Origin of the sequence: Shewanella alkalitolerans, assembly GCF_019457575.1 — a bacterium.
GTDB classification, from domain to species: Bacteria; Pseudomonadota; Gammaproteobacteria; order Enterobacterales; family Shewanellaceae; genus Shewanella; species Shewanella loihica.
In genome coordinates, this window is sequence record NZ_CP080422.1 from 2,828,099 (window position 1) to 2,844,170 (window position 16,072).

The following is a 16,072-nucleotide window of genomic DNA, read 5'->3' on the forward strand; positions in this document are numbered from 1 at the left end:
ATCACTCCACTTCTACTATCATAGCTGCACCTAAACCACCCGCCGCACAGGCAGTTGCCAGACCGGTACCGCCGCCACGTCGTTTGAGCTCGCGACACACCTGAGTAATCAAACGCGTCCCGGTCGCCGCAAAGGGGTGACCATAGGCCAAAGAGCCGCCCAAGACATTGAACTTAGTCATGTCGATCTCGCCGATGGCGCGATCGCGACCCAGTTTCTCCTTCGCAAACTTCTTCGAGGCAAACATCTGCATGTTGGCGAGCGTCTGCGCCGCAAAGGCTTCGTGCATCTCGATAAGGGTAAGATCCTCAAGCTCCATGCCAGCACGCTTAAGTGCCAACGGCGTCGCATAGGAAGGCCCCATCAACATATCCTGCCACACGTCGATGGCGCTAAAGGCGTAACTCTTAATATAACCAATCGGCTCATAACCCAGGGCCTTGGCACGGCTCTCGCTCATCAGGAGGACCGCCGAGGCGCCATCGGTCAGTGGCGTACTGTTGGCCGCGGTCACAGAGCCGTGTTTACGGTCGAAGGCTGGACGCAGCTTGGCGTAAGAGTCGAGCGAAGAGTTTTCGCGAATGTTGTTATCTCTGTCGATGAATGATTTGTATGGCGGTACGTGCGCCACCATCACCTCATCACGCAGATGGCCCGAATCCCAGGTCTCTGTCGCCAGGGTATGTGAGCGATGCGCCAGGGCATCTTGATCGGCGCGGCTAATGTTATAGGTCTTGGCCATCTGCTCGGCGGTCTGTCCCATGGAAAGGCCGGTCGAGTATTCGGCAACCGCAGGGGGCACAGGAAGCAGATCTTTCAGTCCAAGGCGACGAATGATGGCCCATTTCTGGCCAAAGCTGCGGGCCTTATTGAGATCCACCAAGGCGTGAGCGAGTTTCTTCGACACGCCGATTGGCAGTACGGATGATGAATCGGCGCCGCCGGCAATCCCTATCTCGATATTGCCTGTCATGATGGACTCGGCCACATTGACCGTCGACTGGAAACTGGTGGCGCAGGCACGTGTCACGCTATAGGCGTCGGTGGACACATTCATGCCAGTGCCGAGCACTATCTCGCGGGCGATGTTGGGCGCCGCTGGCATCTGTACTACCTGACCATAAACGAGCTGTTCAATCTCTTTCGGGTCGAGTTCCGAGCGAGACAGGAGTTCGTTCACCACCATCTTACCCATATCCAATGCCGACACCCCATGAAACGCGGTCGCCTGCTTAGCAAAGGGGGTTCTTAGCCCCATCACTATCGCGATGCGATCGCCCTTCGCGTTCCTTACTTGCTGTAATTCACTCATCTTTTGCCCTCGTGACGCGTCTGATAGAAACGCTTCTACTAACGCCGTTATTATTCTTCCCTACCCCGTTGCTGGGTATCTCGCTACACTCTCGCAACAGGTCAGACCATCAAAGTGTGATCTGATTCTAACTTCTTATTTCAAGGTTTTAAACACCTGTTTGGTTTTTAAACGACAAATATCGAAAAAGATGTTGATTAACAATGTTTAATAAAAGCAAAATTAGCCATTAAAGCCAGTTTAAATCCCGGTTTAAGCATGCTAACTTATTTTGCTGATTGAAATTTGGCGCCGCCAAGCCCCCAAGGTCATCCAACACACCTAAGGCTGAGGTAAGGCGTTTATCACTGAATTTTTTACCCGATACGCTGTCTACAGCTCACACAATAGATAATACCGAGTAGCATCATGCCCTTAAGTCGATTTCATGCATTACGTGAATACCTGGATAAAGTGATCCTGGGTCAACCCACTCTTACCGAAAACTTATTGATCGCACTGATTGCCGATGGTCACTTACTAGTTGAGGGCCCTCCGGGTCTGGCCAAGACGCGAGCGGTCAAGGCGCTGAGCGATGGCGTAGAGGGGGACTTTCACCGCATTCAGTTTACCCCAGACCTACTCCCGGCGGATCTCACCGGCACCGACATCTATCGCGCCCAGACGGCCACCTTCGAGTTTGAGGCAGGCCCTATCTTTCACAACCTGATCCTGGCCGACGAGATCAACCGTGCACCGGCCAAGGTGCAGTCGGCGCTATTGGAAGCCATGGCCGAAGGCCAGGTTACCGTGGGTAAACAGAGCTACAAGCTGCCAAAACTGTTTCTGGTGATGGCGACACAAAACCCGCTGGAAAACGAAGGCACCTATCCCCTGCCCGAGGCGCAACTTGACCGCTTCCTGATGCACCTGAATCTCGACTACCCCAGCGCCACCACCGAATTTGAGATCATGCGCCTGTCCCGCAGCGAAGCCCTCACCCAGGAACTGCCAAAGGTTGAGCCGATCGCCCAGGAGGAGGTATTCGCCGCCCGTAAGGCCGCGCTGGATATCTATCTCGCCGAGCCGCTGGAGCAATATATTGTCAACATCGTCATGGCCACCCGCCAGCCGCAGCAATACAGCGATCAACTGGCCAACTGGCTGGAATATGGCGTTAGCCCACGCGCGACCATCTCCATCGAGCGCTGCGCCCGCGCCCGCGCCTGGCTGATGGAACGTGACTTCGTCTCGCCAGAAGATATTCAGGCAGTAGTGCCCAACGTACTGCGTCACCGCCTGCTGCTCAGCTATCAAGCCCAGGCCGAAGGCGTGAGCAGTGATCAGGTAATAAACCATATTCTGAGTCAGGTAGCGGTGCCTTAATGGGACAGAATGCTTTACCCCTATTTGCCGATGGCGTCTCCCTCAATCAGAAAGAGCTGTTAGCCTGCCAAAATCTTGCCCGGGCCCTGCCCGAGCGCAAGAGCAAGGCGCGCGCAGCACTGGCCGGCCACAGAGCCAGCAGCATCAAGGGACGGGGAATGGAATTTGCCGAGGTTCGCCATTACCAAGCCGGCGATGATGTGCGCACCATAGACTGGCGAGTAACCGCCAGAACTGGCAAGGCCCATACCAAGCTGTTTGTCGAGGAGCGTGAGCGCCCGGTATTACTGCTGCTGGATCTCAGCCACAGCCTCTATTTCGGCTCGAGCCTGATGCTGCAGTCGGTGCAGGCGGCGCACCTGGCAGCCACCCTGGGCTGGGCCGCCGTCGGCCATGGCGATCGCCTGGGCGCACTGATCGCCAGCGAGGCCGAGCACCTAGAGCTTAAACCCCGCAGCCGACAAACAGGCATGCTGGCGCTTATCTCTGCCATAGAGCAGGTCCACCAGCAGCAACTTAATCAGCTAAATCAACCGGTGAAACAGCCCGAGCACATCTTCAAGGCCTGTCAGCGCCTCAGGCGAATCGCCAAGCCTGGCTCGTTAATCTGGATCATCAGCGATGGCAGCCATTTCGGCCCCCAGTGCCTTGGGCCATTGAGCGAGCTTAAACGCCATTGCGATATCGGCGCCTTTCTGATCACAGACCCCCTCAGGCAAGGCACCCTAAAGCTGCCGCCCCAGTTTCAATTTCCGGTGAGGGATGGCGATAAGGAGCTGATGTTAGACAGACGCAGCTACGATGCCTGGCTGGCTCAGCAACAAACACAGCAACAGGGATTTATCACTATGATGAATCAGATCAACGCCCGACCAAGAAGCATCGACGCGGCCCAGCCGTTAAATCAACAAATTGGAGCCCTGAGGTAGATGCAAGCGGCAAGTCAACCTGCGCTCGCCAATCTGCAGGATATCATCACCCCGCCCCCGGTCGGCGTCTGGCCCCTCGCCTATGGTTATTACCTGCTGGCGCTACTACTGCTTATGCTGATAGCGGCCCTGTTTTTCTATATCAAACGCAGAGGCAAGCTGCTGGCGGCAAAACGCGAGGCGCTTACTCTTCTCTCTCAGGTGACGGCAGAGGACCCTCAACTACCGCTGGCGGTCAACAGCCTGCTAAAACGCAGCGCCATGAGTTATCTGCCCCGGGAGCAGGTCGCCTCACTACAGGGCGATGCCTGGTATGCCTGGCTAGGGGCTCAGGTGCCGTCCATGGATCCTATGCTGCCAAGCCTGTTGGAGAAGCGTTTCCAAGCGGATAAGCTCTCACCAAGTGAGGCGACGCAACTCCTCGATGGCGCCAAAGCCTGGCTACAGCAGGCGCTGCCACTCAAGGCTGGCAAGGAGGCGTCATGTTCACACTAGCCTGGCCCTGGCTACTCATATTACTGCCGCTGCCACTGATTTTTTCTCTCAGCAAAGCAAGCGGCAGCAAACAAGCCACGCAGACGGGTGGCGGTCATCTACAGATGCCCGGCGTCGCTGAAGCGCCAACGACAAGATTCGATCACTCCCCTCGCCGCAGCCGCTGGCCCTATTGGCTCATCTGGACGGCGCTGGTATTTGCCGTTGTGCGCCCGCTATGGGTTGGCGATGCCATAGAGCTCCCCAGCAAGGGACGAGACCTCATGCTGGCGGTGGATCTGTCGGGCAGCATGCAGATAGAAGATATGGTATTGAATGGTAAGACGGTCGATCGTTTCACCATGGTACAGCTGGTAATGAGCGAGTTTATCGAGCGCCGCAAGGGCGACAAGCTGGGGCTGATACTGTTTGCCGATCACGCCTATCTGCAGGCGCCGCTCACCCAAGACAGACGCTCGGTGGCCCAGTTTCTCACCGAGGCGCAAATCGGCCTAGTGGGCAAACAGACCGCCATCGGCGAAGCCATCGCGCTGGCGGTCAAACGCTTCGACAAGGCCGAGCAGAGTAACCGCGTGCTTATCCTGCTTACCGACGGCTCCAACAACTCGGGTAGCATCACGCCGGAGCAGGCCGCCGATATCGCCGCCAAGCGAGGCGTAACCATCTACACCATAGGGGTGGGCGCCGAGGTGATGGAGCGCCGCACCCTGTTTGGCAAGGAGCGCGTTAATCCGTCGATGGATCTCGACGAGAAGCAGCTCACCCTGCTGGCCCAGAAGACCAAGGGGCGTTACTTCAGGGCGCGTAATTCAGATGAACTGGAACAGATCTATCAGGAGATAGACAAGCTTGAGCCCACCGATAGCGACCAACTCAGCTATCGACCACAGGCGGAGCTCTTCTACTATCCCTTGGCCATTGCCCTGCTTGTCAGTGTGCTCATGATGTTAAGTGGCTTCGCTGCCGTGCAGGCCTTGGTTCAACGTTTACCACGGAGCGCCTCATGATCCATTTTCTCCGTCCCGAATGGCTGCTCGCCCTCATCCCCCTGGCGCTTTTGCTCTGGCTGCGAAAGCGCCAGCGACATCAGGCCTCGAGCTGGAATCGCTATATCGCGCCGCACCTGGCAAAGGTGTTAGTGAGCGGTCAGGCAAGCAACAAGAAACAACACCTGGGCCTCATCGCCTTTATCTGGCTCGTTAGCGTCCTGGCGCTCTCTGGCCCGGCGCTGACCAAACAGACGCTGCCGGTATTTGAAGCCAACCTGGGCCGGGTGATAGTGATGGATATGTCGCTCTCCATGTACGCGACCGATCTGGCGCCCAACAGGCTGACTCAGGCCAAGTTCAAGGCAACGGATCTGATCAAGAGCCTCAAGGAGGGCGAGACCGGCCTTGTGGCCTACGCCGGCGACGCCTTTACCATCAGCCCGTTAACCCGGGACAAATCAACCTTGCTGAACCTGCTGCCGACCCTGTCGCCGGAGATCATGCCGGTGCTGGGCTCCAACCTGCCCGCGGCCCTAGAGCAGGCCAAGCAGTTGCTTGTTCAGGGCGGTCATCTCAAGGGCGAGATCATCTTGCTGGCCGATGGCGTGAATCCGGACCAAATCAGTGATGCCAAATCGATACTGGACGATACTCAGTATCGTCTCTCCATCATCGCCATGGGCACAACTCAGGGCGCCGCCATCCGCTTGCCGGATGGACAACTGATGCGTGACCAAAGCGATCAGGTGGTGGTCAGTCAGACGGATCTCAGCCAGCTCAACAACCTGATCGGCAACAGCGGTGGCAAGTTATTTGCCTACCGCGCCGATGGCAAAGATCTTGAGTCACTGACCCAGAGCTTAAGCCAGGAGAGCGATGCCAAGACTTCAGAACTCCAGGGAGAAGCCTGGCAAGATCTCGGCCCCTATCTGGCCCTGCTCCTGCTGCTGCCGGCGCTGCTGAGTTTCAGACACGCCTTCGCCGCACTGGCCTGCCTGGCTATCCTCGCCCCAAGCCCAGAGGCCCAGGCCGCCAGTTGGCAACATCCCTTCTCCACCGACGATCAGAGAGCGATGCAGGCCTATCAGGCGCAAGACTATCAAGGTGCGGCCGAGCAGTTTACCTCGCCCCAGTGGAAGGCTGCATCCCTGTACAAGAATGGTGATTATCAAGAGGCGCTCGAGCTTTTCGAGCAGGATGACTCGGCGAGTGGCCTGTTTAATCAGGGCAACAGCCTGATGCAGCTCAATGACCTCGATAAGGCCATCGAGCGTTATCAGCAGGCGCTCAAGAAAGACCCTCAGCTTACTCAGGCCAAGCAAAATCTTGAGTTGGCCGAGCAGCTAAAGCAGCAACAGCAAGCTAGCCAAGATCAAGGCCAATCGGATCAAAAACAGTCCGAGCAGAATCAATCTGATCAAGACCAGTCGAATCAGGACTCAAATAAGCAAGATAAGTCCCAACAAGAGGGCGCCGGGCAAAATCAAGGTCAGCAACAAGGCCAAGGCGATCAGCAATCGGGCCAGGGCTCGAGAGGCCAGCAGTCTCAAGGCCAGAATGGTCAACAAGAAGATGAGCAAGGCTCTAACCAACAAAGCACTGGCCAGCAAGGCGCTAGCCAAGAAAGCCCTGAGCAAGAAACTCCCGAGCAACAAGCCTCTGGCGAGCAGGATGGTCAGTCGCAAGACCAGCTGGCAGGCACAGCTAATGACGCTCAGATGAGCGCCGATCCGGCCAAGGACGCCAAAAACCCAATGGACGCCAACGCAAATCAATCTGACGCTGACCGGCAGATGGGACAAGGCCAGCAGGCGCAAGACGAACAAGAGAGCACTCAAGCCCAGGCTCAGGCCCAGGCCGCGAATATGACCCAGGGCAAACCCGGCGAGGGCGACGAGCAAGGCGAGCCGGTCGCGGCCGCAACCAACGCCATTGCGCCTGAGGATCTGCCCCCCGAGATGCAGCGCGCCCTTACCGGGGTGATAGACGACCCTCAGGTCTTGCTGCGCAACAAGATGCAATTGGAATATCAAAAACGCCGCCGTCAGGGGGCGACCATAAAGGACAATCAACAGTGGTAATACGACGCTTTTTGACCTTAGCCTGTTTGGCGCTCTGCCTATCGGCGCCGGCCTATGCCTTAACTAAGGTAGAAACATCGGTAGACAGAAACCCCGCCATTCAGGGGGAATATCTGGTGCTCAGCATCAAAGCCGATGACGATGTAGACAACGCCAGCCTGGATACCAGCGGCCTGTTAAAAGACTTTATCGTCGGGCGTACCAGTGTCAGTCGCAGCACCCAGATCATGAACTTCGACGCCAGCAAAGAGACCCGCTGGCAGATCCTGCTGGCGCCCAAGAAGACCGGCACTGTGATCATCCCCGCCATGACCATAGACAACATAAGTTCAGATCCCATAGAGCTAAAGGTGGCCGCCCCCGGCAGCCAACCCGAGCAGATGAAGAATCTGTTCATCCGCAGTAGCGTCTCGACCGAGACCGCCTATGTGGGCCAGCTGATCACCTATAAGGTCAAACTCTACCTGGGCGTCGAGTTGCAACGTGGCGTGCTCAGCGCACCTAATGTCGAAGGGGCGCAGCTCAAGCAACTGGGGGACGATGTCGATGGCGCAGAGATCATCGACGGTCGCCGCTACCGGGTGATCGAACGCACCTATAGCCTGATCGCCGACGAGCCAGGTACGCTGTCGCTCTCCGGCGCCAGCTTCTCCGGCGATGTCTTAGTGGAATCCTCCCGTCGCGGCGGCATGTTCTCCTTCAACGAGAGCCGTCCCATGCAGGCCAAGGCCGCCCCGAGTGAGATAGAGGTGTTGCCTATCCCAGAAGGTTATCAGGGCGACTGGCTGGTGAGCGATCTCGTGGTCTTAAAAGAGGACTGGAAAAAAGATGTCCAATATCAGGTAGGCGTGCCCATCACCCGCAACATCAGCCTACTTGCCTCCAACGCCGACGACACCAGCCTGCCCGGCATCAGCCTGAGCCTGCCTGACACCTTTAAGGTCTATCCGGAAAAACCCCAGCGCAAGACCTATGTGCGTGATAAGCAGGTGGTCGCCCAGCTCAACCAGACCACGGCGATAGTCCCAACTCAGCCCGGCAGCTATACCCTGCCCGAGATCCGTATTCCCTGGTGGAACAGCCGTACCCAGAAGCAGGAGTTCGCCACCCTGCCCGCGCGTAACATCAGCGTCGCGCCGGCCAGCGCCAGCCAGGAGAGTCCGCAGCTCACCGCGGTAACACCACAATCCGATTCGAGCGGCCTCTGGCCCGCCATCAGCGCCCTGTTTGCCCTGCTCTGGTTGGCGACTAGCCTGCTCTGGTACCGTCACTACCAAGCTTATCGTTATCGCGCCACGCCAAGCGGTGCAGACGAAGGTGCTACGAGTCACGCGCCCAAAGCCTCGGATGCGTTACGTCAATTTGAAACCGCCTGCCGAAATGGCAAGACAGGTGACGCCCTGGTTGCCCTGCAGCGTCACATGAGCCAGCAGGCGGGCAAGCCAATGACCCTGACCGATATCGCCGCCCTAAGCTGCGATCTCGACCAGGCGATTCAAGCCATCCAGCATCAGGGATACAGCCTAGACCGCCAAGGGCTAGAGGTTGAAAAAGTGATCACTGCGGTGAAAAATGCCCCAAAAGCTGCGCCCCACAGCACACAATCTGCTTTAAGGCCCTTAAATCCGCTCTAACAACTTGCCTCAGGCGCGCCAATGGCGTTAACGTAGTCGAAACAATTGACGCGCCTCACCTCCTTTCTATGCTGCGAGTAAAAAATGTTTAGCGTGATACGAAATAAAAAACCGAAAAAGTCGGTCAATAGAGACATGCTGAATAAACAACGACGATACGATAGCCTTGTCAGGGCACTTCATGGCGACCTGTTCCGCTACGCCTTCTGGCTGTGCGGGGATAAACATATCGCCGAAGATATCACCCAAGAAACCTTCTTACGCGCCTGGCGCTCCTTGGAATCACTCAAAGATGACAAGGCGGCCAAGGCGTGGCTGATCACCATATTGAGGCGTGAAAACGCCCGCCGCTTCGAGCGTAAGCAGTTTGACTACTCGGATGTAGAGCAGGCAGATATCGCCGACCATATCTCTTCGTCCAGCGAAGAGAACATGGAGCAGCATATGCTGAGACGCCAGATAGCCAAGCTCGAGGCCGAATATCGCGAGCCCTTGATCCTGCAGGTGATCGGCGGCTTCAGCGGCGAAGAGATCGCCGATATCTTAGATCTGAATCGTAATACCGTAATGACTCGCTTATTTCGCGCCAGAAATCAGCTAAAAGAGATACTCGATGACACGCAAACCAGGGGGCGCTCTAATGGATGAGCTCAAATTCCGCCGCGAGGCCTATGAAAATCCAAACCGTCAAGACGACGAGTTTCTTGCGTCGATGCACGAGTCGAGTGAGCGCACTGCCTTTGTCAACGATCTCAAGCTATTAGACAAGAAACTCGAGGCTGCCCTTAAGATAGAGGTGCCTGAGGATCTCGAGGCTAAACTGCTGCTCAACCAACAGTTACATCAGCATCAGGTAGATCGCCGTAAGACAGGCTTTACCCTGGCCCTGGTGGCCTCTATCGCCTTCATCGCCGGCATCAGTTTCACCCTACTGCGTCTCGCCCCGGTGGATCTGGGACAGCACGCCCTGGCCCATGTCTATCATGAAGAGATGGCGATGAAGAGTGAAGAGAACATCAGCGTCGATGAGGTCAATACTCAGCTGGCCTCGCTGACCAGCCTTAAGCATGCCCACTTTACCGAGCAGCCCGGTCGCGTGCTCTACAGCACCTACTGTGACTTCCAGGGGGTGAAGAGTATCCATCTGGTGATGCAGGGCAAGCAGGGTAAGGTCACCCTGTTTATCGTGCCGCTGGAAGATCGCATGGTGCTCGAGGAGGCCTTTGCCGACAACCGCTATCAGGGAATGGGCTTCAAATCTGACAACGCCTACGTCCTGCTGGTCGGCGAGCATGCCACAGATCTGGACTTTGTCAGAGACGAAGTGAAAGAGTCTTTCATCTAGGGCTCCTACCGTTAGACCAGAGTCCAAGGCACATTCCAATTAGTCAGGTAAGCTAATACAGGGAGTCACCTCAGGTTGGCTCCCTTGCACTTGCGACTGTGTTTTAAACTCTCGGCCACTAACATATACGAGCCGTATTCCGCCAATATGACCAACAAAGCCACAACATTTCCGCATAACTTGGCAATTAATCGACCGATAAAGCCTAGATCCTGATCACATTTCACGGCAGATTTGGGCTAGCGCTCAAACATCTGCTAGCATACAGGCTCATTTAAAACAGACATGTCGGCGCACTTTGACGATGGGCTCACATCCCGGCTAACAAAAGGCATTGGCATGAGAACAATATGGCGAAAGCATGAATATTGAATTACCGATATTAGTTACTTTTTTCGGCTACCTCATCCTGATGATGGGCATTGGCCTTTGGGCATATAAAGCAACCGACTCTGTCGACGATTATATTTTGGGTGGCCGCTCCATGGGACCGGCCGTCACCGCACTCAGCGTGGGCGCCTCGGACATGTCAGGCTGGCTGCTGCTGGGACTCCCCGGCGCCGTCTACCTCGGCGGCTTGGGCGAAGCCTGGATCGGCATAGGCCTGGTATTTGGCGCCTGGCTAAACTGGCTATTCGTGGCCAAACGCCTGCGGATCTACACCCAGTTTACCGATAACGCCCTCACCCTGCCGGACTTCTTCGAAAAACGCTTCGAAGACAAGCAATCTGTATTAAAACTGGTCTCGGCGGTCACCATCCTGGTCTTCTTCACCTTCTATACCTCATCGGGCATGGTGGGCGGCGCCATACTGTTCGAGAAGGTGTTTGGCCTTGACTACAACCTGGCCCTGCTTATCGGCTCTGGCATCATAGTGGCCTACACCTTCGTCGGCGGCTTCTTCGCCGTGAGCTGGACCGATTTCTTCCAGGGCTGTCTGATGCTGATCGCCCTGCTGATCGTGCCGGTTACCATCTTCAGCCAGCCTGAGACCCAGAACGGCATCCATAGCCTGGATCCTGCCATGCTGTCACTGCTGAGCGACAACACTACTATGATTGGCCTGGCATCTCTGCTTGCCTGGGGTCTTGGTTATTTCGGTCAGCCCCATATCCTGTCGCGTTTCATGGCCATCGGCAGCGCCGACGACCTTAAGGTCTCGCGCCGTATCGCCATGAGCTGGATGATAGTGGCGCTGATGGGCGCGCTGGCAACAGGCCTTGCCGGCACCCTCTACTTTGCCGATCAGCCTATCGACAACCCAGAGACCATCTTTATCCACCTGGCCCACGCCGCCTTTAACCCTTGGATCGGCGGCCTCTTGGTGGCGGCGATCCTCTCGGCCATCATGAGCACCATCGACTCACAGCTGCTGGTCTGCTCTAGTGTGATCACCGAGGACTTCTACAAGAAGTGGCTCAGACCCGATGCCAGCAGCAAGGAGCTGATGATGATTGGCCGTATCGGCGTGCTGACCATAGCCGTCATCTCTGGCGTCATCGCCCTGAACCCTGAGAGCAGCGTACTGAGCCTGGTGAGCTATGCCTGGGCAGGCTTCGGCGCGGCGTTTGGCCCTGTGGTGATCCTGTCTCTCTTCTGGCGAGGCTATAGCCGCAATGGCGCGGTAGCCACTATCGTCGTTGGCGCCATCACAGTGGTGCTATGGAAACAGAGCACAGGCGGCATCTTCGACCTGTATGAGATCTTGCCTGGTTTCCTCTTCGCCACCCTGGCCGGTGTCTTAGTCAGCCTGGTCTCGGCGCCAGCAGACAGCACCCGCGAACAATTTGAGCAATTTAGCCAGAAACTCTGAGGCCAGGCTCCCACTTCGCTAACGTAAAAATGAGCGGAAGATAAAAAAAGCGTACAAGTGTACGCTTTTTTTATACCGCATAAATTTTACTTACAATTTGCCATTTCACAACCCGTTAACCTTTAGCAAAACCTTAATCAAACCCAGAAGCTACGTGGCATAGCGCCATCAAGCACCTCTTCAAACAACAGCTAACTTCCCTGCATAAAACCGGCCATCCATTTAACACAAAATCAACAAAAAGTTGCATCTGGTCGGAGTTGTTGAGGTAACACCTCATCCCTACTATGCACGGGAATTATAAAATGGACCTGGCCGCCACGACTCAGGCACAAGCATGAGCGCAGTATGCAGCCGGGCCGACAATAACGAGAACAAACTATGAAGCGTTTCAACAAGACAATACTCGCAGTAGCCGTCACACTCGCTAGCTCACAGGCGATGGCCGCCGGTTTCCAACTCAACAGCCAGTCAGCCACTGGTGTCGGCCGCGCTTTTGCCGGTGATGCCGTGATCGCTGACAACGCCTCAGTGCTGTCTCGTAACCCAGCGGCCATGGCCCTGTTTGACGAGAAGCAACTTTCTATGGGTCTGACCTACGCCGATGTGGAAGTCAGCGTTAAAGATGTTTACATCGACTCGCTAGTGGGCCCGATCCACTATGGTCATGTGGACGATGCGGCAGAAGCCAAGATCATCCCTAACTTCTACTATGTCAGCCCGGTAAACGACAAGTTTGCCTATGGCGTTGCCATGTTCAGCAACTTCGGCACAGGCACAGACACTACCCCTATGTCACAGCAGCTGGTTAACGGCTTGCCTGCCCCGCTGGATCTTTTGGGTAAGACAGAAGTGACCACGCTCAACTTCAACCTGAGCGCCTCTTACCGTTTTAACGACCACTTCAGCGTCGGCGCCGGCGTCGATGTGATCTATGGTCAAGGTACCCTGACCCGCGGCGGCCTGGTACCGACTCAAGCCGGTGCAGTACAGCAAGATCTTGTGGATGTTGACGCCGACGGCGTAGCATTTGGCGGCATCATAGGCGCAGTGTATGAGATCAATGCCGATCACAGATTCGGTATGAGCTACCGTTTCAGCCCAGATTTCAAGGCGACAGGCGACATCAACATGTATAACCCAGTTGCCGGTGCCAACGTAGCCTTCGATGAGATCAACATCCCTATGCCGGATATCTTCCAGGTGGCGGGGTTCCATCAGCTGACCGAGAAGTTTGCTCTGCACTACACGGCGCAGCTGACCACTTGGGGCGATTTCAAAGAGATCACAGTGACCGACGGCACCATAGGTGGCGTGCCTGTCGCACCTGAGGCTAGCCTCAAGACCTACGCCTGGGATGACTCTTGGCTGTTCAGCGTTGGCGGTACCTACACACTCAACCAGGACTGGACAGTGCGTGCCGGTTACATGTTTGACCAAGGCGTCGTTGGCGAAGTGAGCTCTATCTCTATCCCTGACTCTGACCGTCAGTGGTTCACCGCCGGTGCCACCTATAACCTGGGCAAACACGCGAGCCTGGACTTCGGTGTCGCCTTCATCCGCGGTGAAGATGTCGATCTTATCGAGCACAGCGCCATCACAGGCGGTCTGCCAATCGGTCCTGATACCGGCATGGTTCACGCAACCACACGCTCGAACGCCACTTACTACTCTATGCAGTACAACTACAAGTTCTAACTTGTACCAGTGTCCCCAAAGAGCCGCAGCCTACTGCGGCTTTTTTGTAGTTATCGGAAAACTTTTCTACAGTTAATACAAAGCTCCCGTGACGACAGATGGACAATGGCAAAAGTAATTGGTTTAGGTGGCATATTTTTCAAGAGTGACGATCCCCAGCGGCTCGCACAGTGGTACAAAACCTACCTGCAGGTGCCGGTAGAAAACTGGGGCGGCGCGGCCTTCTACCTCAATAATCTGATGCCTATGGCTGCCACCGGCTACAGCGTCTGGACCCCAATGGGAAGAGACACAGATTATCTTCACCCCTCTAGCAAAGAGTTTATGTTTAACCTGATAGTCGACGATCTCAACGAGGCCCTCTCCCAGGTGGCCGAAGGCGGTGCCGAGCTTTTGGCCGAAACCGAGGACTCAGAATTTGGCCGATTCGGCTGGTTTATCGACCCCGACGGCAACAAGGTCGAGCTCTGGCAACCCAGCACCCAAACCTAAGCGCTGTTTCCCCTGGAAAACCAAACGAAACAAGCATATGCTGGCTTTACCCCATAGCAACTCGGACGCTTATCCATGCAAAAATCACTAGCAAGTATTCTCTTAGGCGGCTTCATCTGCGCCGGTCTCTATCTGTTAGGCACTAGCCTTGGCGATAGCATCATCAAGATGCGCGCCATGGAAAGAACCGTCACGGTCAAGGGCCTCGCCGAAGTCGAGGTAAAGGCCGATACCGCCATCTGGCCCATCCGCTTCACCCAGGTCGACAATGATCTCAATAACCTCTATCAGGAGGTGCAGAGCAAGACAGATAAGGTGATCGCCTTCCTGATTAAACAAGGCTTTACACAGGATGAGATCTCGAGCTCCCTGCCCTCCATCGAAGACAGGCAGGCCCAGGGTTATGTAGACCCTAACGTCAAATACCGCTACGCGGCCCAGGTCACCGTGTCCCTCTACACCAAGCGGGTGGATCTCCTGCTGGGCACCCAGCGCAACCTTATCGAGCTGACCAAGGAAGGGATCGCCATCTCCAACCAGGATTACAACGGCCGCACCGAGTTTCTCTTCACCGGCCTGAATGAGCTCAAGCCGCAGATGGTGCAGACGGCCACGGAGAATGCCCGCCAAACCGCCGAGAAGTTTGCCAAAGACTCCGCCTCCCAACTTGGCAAGATAAAGCAGGCGTCTCAGGGGCAATTTACCATCAGCAACCGTGACAGCAACACGCCGAGTATCAAGAAAGTCAGGGTGGTTTCGACCCTGACCTATTACTTAAACGATTAGTTTTAAAGGGGCAAAGGATTTTCGCCCCTTCAATCGTATTTTTCTAATAAAAGATTGCACAAGCTTAAAAAGTCCATTAGAATTTTCTTATGAAGTTTTAAGAGGTGATCTTCCATGCAAGTACAACACACACTTTCCATCGGCATTTTGCTGTCACTCGTCAGCCTGGTATCTGGCGCCAGCGAACTCCCCACCATGACGGTGGCCAAACACTCTCAGCCCCAGTGGATCACCTTAGATGCACAGCTTGAGGCGGTAAAATCAGCGACGGTATCGGCGCAAACCTCGGGCCGCATCATCAAGATCAACTATGACGTCAACGATATCGTGCCCCAGGGCGCATCCTTGCTGGAGATCACCAGTAAGGCCCAGGGCGCCGAATTAGCGGCCGCCGAGGCCGACTTTGCCCGCGCCCAGGCCCAAAACGAAGAGGCGCAGAAACAGCGTAAGCGTTATGAGCAGCTGTTCCCCCAAGGCGCCATCTCCCAAGGCGATATGGATCAGGCCATCGCTAACGCCCGCGCCTCGGCCCAGGCGGTCAGCGCGGCCAGAGCGCGTATCATTCAGGCCAACGAGTCTCTGCAGTACACCACGGTCAGCGCCCCCTTTGCCGGCGTGGTCACCAAGCGCCATGTGGAAGTGGGCGAAACCGTGTCACCGGGCCAGGCGCTGCTGAGCGGCTTTGCCACCGAGCATATGCGTGCCGTCACCCATGTGCCCCTGCGTTACATAGATGCGCTGCGCGCCAATCCCAAGATGAAACTAGTGCTGACCAACGGCAAGGAGCTCGAATCGGACGCCCTGACCATCTTCTCTTTCGCCGACGCAAAGAGCCACAGCTATAAGACACGTATCGACCTACCGCCTCAGGAGCCCAACCTGATGCCGGGTATGTGGGTCAAGGCCAGCTTCAACGCCGGCGATCGCAATACGCTGACCATCCCCGAGTCTGCGGTGATCTATAACAACGAGCTAAGCGCGGTCTACCTGATGCAGAACAATCAGTTCATGCTCAATCAGGTGCGACTGGGCAACAAGCAGGGCGATAGCTTCGAGGTGCTTTCGGGCCTGAGTGATGGCGACACCATCGCCATCGACGCCTATCAAGTGCTGCTGAAGTTGAAACAATAGAT

At 55.9% G+C, this 16,072-nt stretch carries 14 protein-coding genes; 13 read left to right on the forward strand and 1 reads right to left on the reverse strand.

Going from position 1 to position 16,072, the window contains the following annotated elements; translation table 11 throughout:
- Position 1 precedes the first annotated feature (1 nt).
- Positions 2-1,312, reverse strand: a complete 1,311-nt coding sequence (gene fadI, locus K0J45_RS12480) for an acetyl-CoA C-acyltransferase FadI (protein WP_011866223.1) — start codon at positions 1,310-1,312, stop codon at positions 2-4.
- A 408-nt stretch (positions 1,313-1,720) separates the two neighbouring features.
- Between fadI and K0J45_RS12485 the strand changes: the two genes are divergently transcribed.
- The 13 genes from K0J45_RS12485 to K0J45_RS12545 all read left to right on the forward strand — a co-directional run bounded on the left by K0J45_RS12485 (position 1,721) and on the right by K0J45_RS12545 (position 16,070).
- Entirely contained in the window at positions 1,721-2,677 is a 957-nt protein-coding gene (locus K0J45_RS12485; protein ID WP_220042803.1) for an AAA family ATPase, read from the forward strand.
- Entirely contained in the window at positions 2,677-3,606 is a 930-nt protein-coding gene (locus K0J45_RS12490; RefSeq protein WP_220042804.1) for a DUF58 domain-containing protein, read from the forward strand. Before K0J45_RS12485 ends, K0J45_RS12490 begins: the two co-directional genes overlap by 1 nt.
- The gene (locus K0J45_RS12495) at positions 3,607-4,101 is read left to right on the forward strand and encodes a DUF4381 domain-containing protein (protein ID WP_220042805.1); all 495 of its coding nucleotides are present in this window, start codon (positions 3,607-3,609) and stop codon (positions 4,099-4,101) included. It begins immediately after the preceding gene.
- Complete coding sequence (locus K0J45_RS12500) at positions 4,089-5,108, forward strand: vWA domain-containing protein (RefSeq protein WP_220042806.1); 1,020 nt, start codon at positions 4,089-4,091, stop codon at positions 5,106-5,108. The genes K0J45_RS12495 and K0J45_RS12500 overlap by 13 nt, the downstream gene beginning before the upstream one ends.
- On the forward strand, positions 5,105-7,171 hold the full coding sequence (locus K0J45_RS12505; protein WP_220042807.1) for a VWA domain-containing protein: 2,067 nt from the start codon (positions 5,105-5,107) through the stop codon (positions 7,169-7,171). Before K0J45_RS12500 ends, K0J45_RS12505 begins: the two co-directional genes overlap by 4 nt.
- Complete coding sequence (locus tag K0J45_RS12510; protein WP_220042808.1) at positions 7,165-8,805, forward strand: BatD family protein; 1,641 nt, start codon at positions 7,165-7,167, stop codon at positions 8,803-8,805. The genes K0J45_RS12505 and K0J45_RS12510 overlap by 7 nt, the downstream gene beginning before the upstream one ends.
- An 84-nt stretch (positions 8,806-8,889) precedes the next feature.
- The gene (locus tag K0J45_RS12515; protein ID WP_144200587.1) at positions 8,890-9,453 is read left to right on the forward strand and encodes a sigma-70 family RNA polymerase sigma factor; all 564 of its coding nucleotides are present in this window, start codon (positions 8,890-8,892) and stop codon (positions 9,451-9,453) included.
- Complete coding sequence (locus K0J45_RS12520) at positions 9,446-10,150, forward strand: DUF3379 domain-containing protein (protein ID WP_011866231.1); 705 nt, start codon at positions 9,446-9,448, stop codon at positions 10,148-10,150. Before K0J45_RS12515 ends, K0J45_RS12520 begins: the two co-directional genes overlap by 8 nt.
- A 361-nt stretch (positions 10,151-10,511) precedes the next feature.
- On the forward strand, positions 10,512-11,963 hold the full coding sequence (putP, locus tag K0J45_RS12525) for a sodium/proline symporter PutP (protein WP_220042809.1): 1,452 nt from the start codon (positions 10,512-10,514) through the stop codon (positions 11,961-11,963).
- A gap of 381 nt (positions 11,964-12,344) precedes the next feature.
- Positions 12,345-13,661: an OmpP1/FadL family transporter gene (locus K0J45_RS12530; protein ID WP_011866233.1), complete on the forward strand. Its 1,317-nt coding sequence runs from the start codon at positions 12,345-12,347 to the stop codon at positions 13,659-13,661.
- A 105-nt stretch (positions 13,662-13,766) separates the two neighbouring features.
- Complete coding sequence (locus K0J45_RS12535; RefSeq protein ID WP_011866234.1) at positions 13,767-14,153, forward strand: VOC family protein; 387 nt, start codon at positions 13,767-13,769, stop codon at positions 14,151-14,153.
- 75 nt (positions 14,154-14,228) lie between these two features.
- Positions 14,229-14,939: an SIMPL domain-containing protein gene (locus tag K0J45_RS12540; protein WP_011866235.1), complete on the forward strand. Its 711-nt coding sequence runs from the start codon at positions 14,229-14,231 to the stop codon at positions 14,937-14,939.
- A gap of 114 nt (positions 14,940-15,053) precedes the next feature.
- Positions 15,054-16,070 carry an efflux RND transporter periplasmic adaptor subunit gene (locus K0J45_RS12545; RefSeq protein ID WP_220042810.1) on the forward strand — a complete coding sequence of 339 codons (1,017 nt, stop codon included), beginning with the start codon at positions 15,054-15,056 and terminating at the stop codon, positions 16,068-16,070.
- The last annotated feature ends 2 nt before the right edge of the window (positions 16,071-16,072 follow it).

Coding starts and splice junctions, on each gene's coding strand:
- fadI (WP_011866223.1), bottom strand. CDS start 1,312: ATGAGTGAATTACAGCAAGTAAGGAACGCGAAGGGCGATCGCATCGCG.
- K0J45_RS12485 (WP_220042803.1), top strand. CDS start 1,721: ATGCCCTTAAGTCGATTTCATGCATTACGTGAATACCTGGATAAAGTG.
- K0J45_RS12490 (WP_220042804.1), top strand. CDS start 2,677: ATGGGACAGAATGCTTTACCCCTATTTGCCGATGGCGTCTCCCTCAAT.
- K0J45_RS12495 (WP_220042805.1), top strand. CDS start 3,607: ATGCAAGCGGCAAGTCAACCTGCGCTCGCCAATCTGCAGGATATCATC.
- K0J45_RS12500 (WP_220042806.1), top strand. CDS start 4,089: ATGTTCACACTAGCCTGGCCCTGGCTACTCATATTACTGCCGCTGCCA.
- K0J45_RS12505 (WP_220042807.1), top strand. CDS start 5,105: ATGATCCATTTTCTCCGTCCCGAATGGCTGCTCGCCCTCATCCCCCTG.
- K0J45_RS12515 (WP_144200587.1), top strand. CDS start 8,890: ATGTTTAGCGTGATACGAAATAAAAAACCGAAAAAGTCGGTCAATAGA.
- K0J45_RS12520 (WP_011866231.1), top strand. CDS start 9,446: ATGGATGAGCTCAAATTCCGCCGCGAGGCCTATGAAAATCCAAACCGT.
- putP (WP_220042809.1), top strand. CDS start 10,512: ATGAATATTGAATTACCGATATTAGTTACTTTTTTCGGCTACCTCATC.
- K0J45_RS12530 (WP_011866233.1), top strand. CDS start 12,345: ATGAAGCGTTTCAACAAGACAATACTCGCAGTAGCCGTCACACTCGCT.
- K0J45_RS12535 (WP_011866234.1), top strand. CDS start 13,767: ATGGCAAAAGTAATTGGTTTAGGTGGCATATTTTTCAAGAGTGACGAT.
- K0J45_RS12540 (WP_011866235.1), top strand. CDS start 14,229: ATGCAAAAATCACTAGCAAGTATTCTCTTAGGCGGCTTCATCTGCGCC.
- K0J45_RS12545 (WP_220042810.1), top strand. CDS start 15,054: ATGCAAGTACAACACACACTTTCCATCGGCATTTTGCTGTCACTCGTC.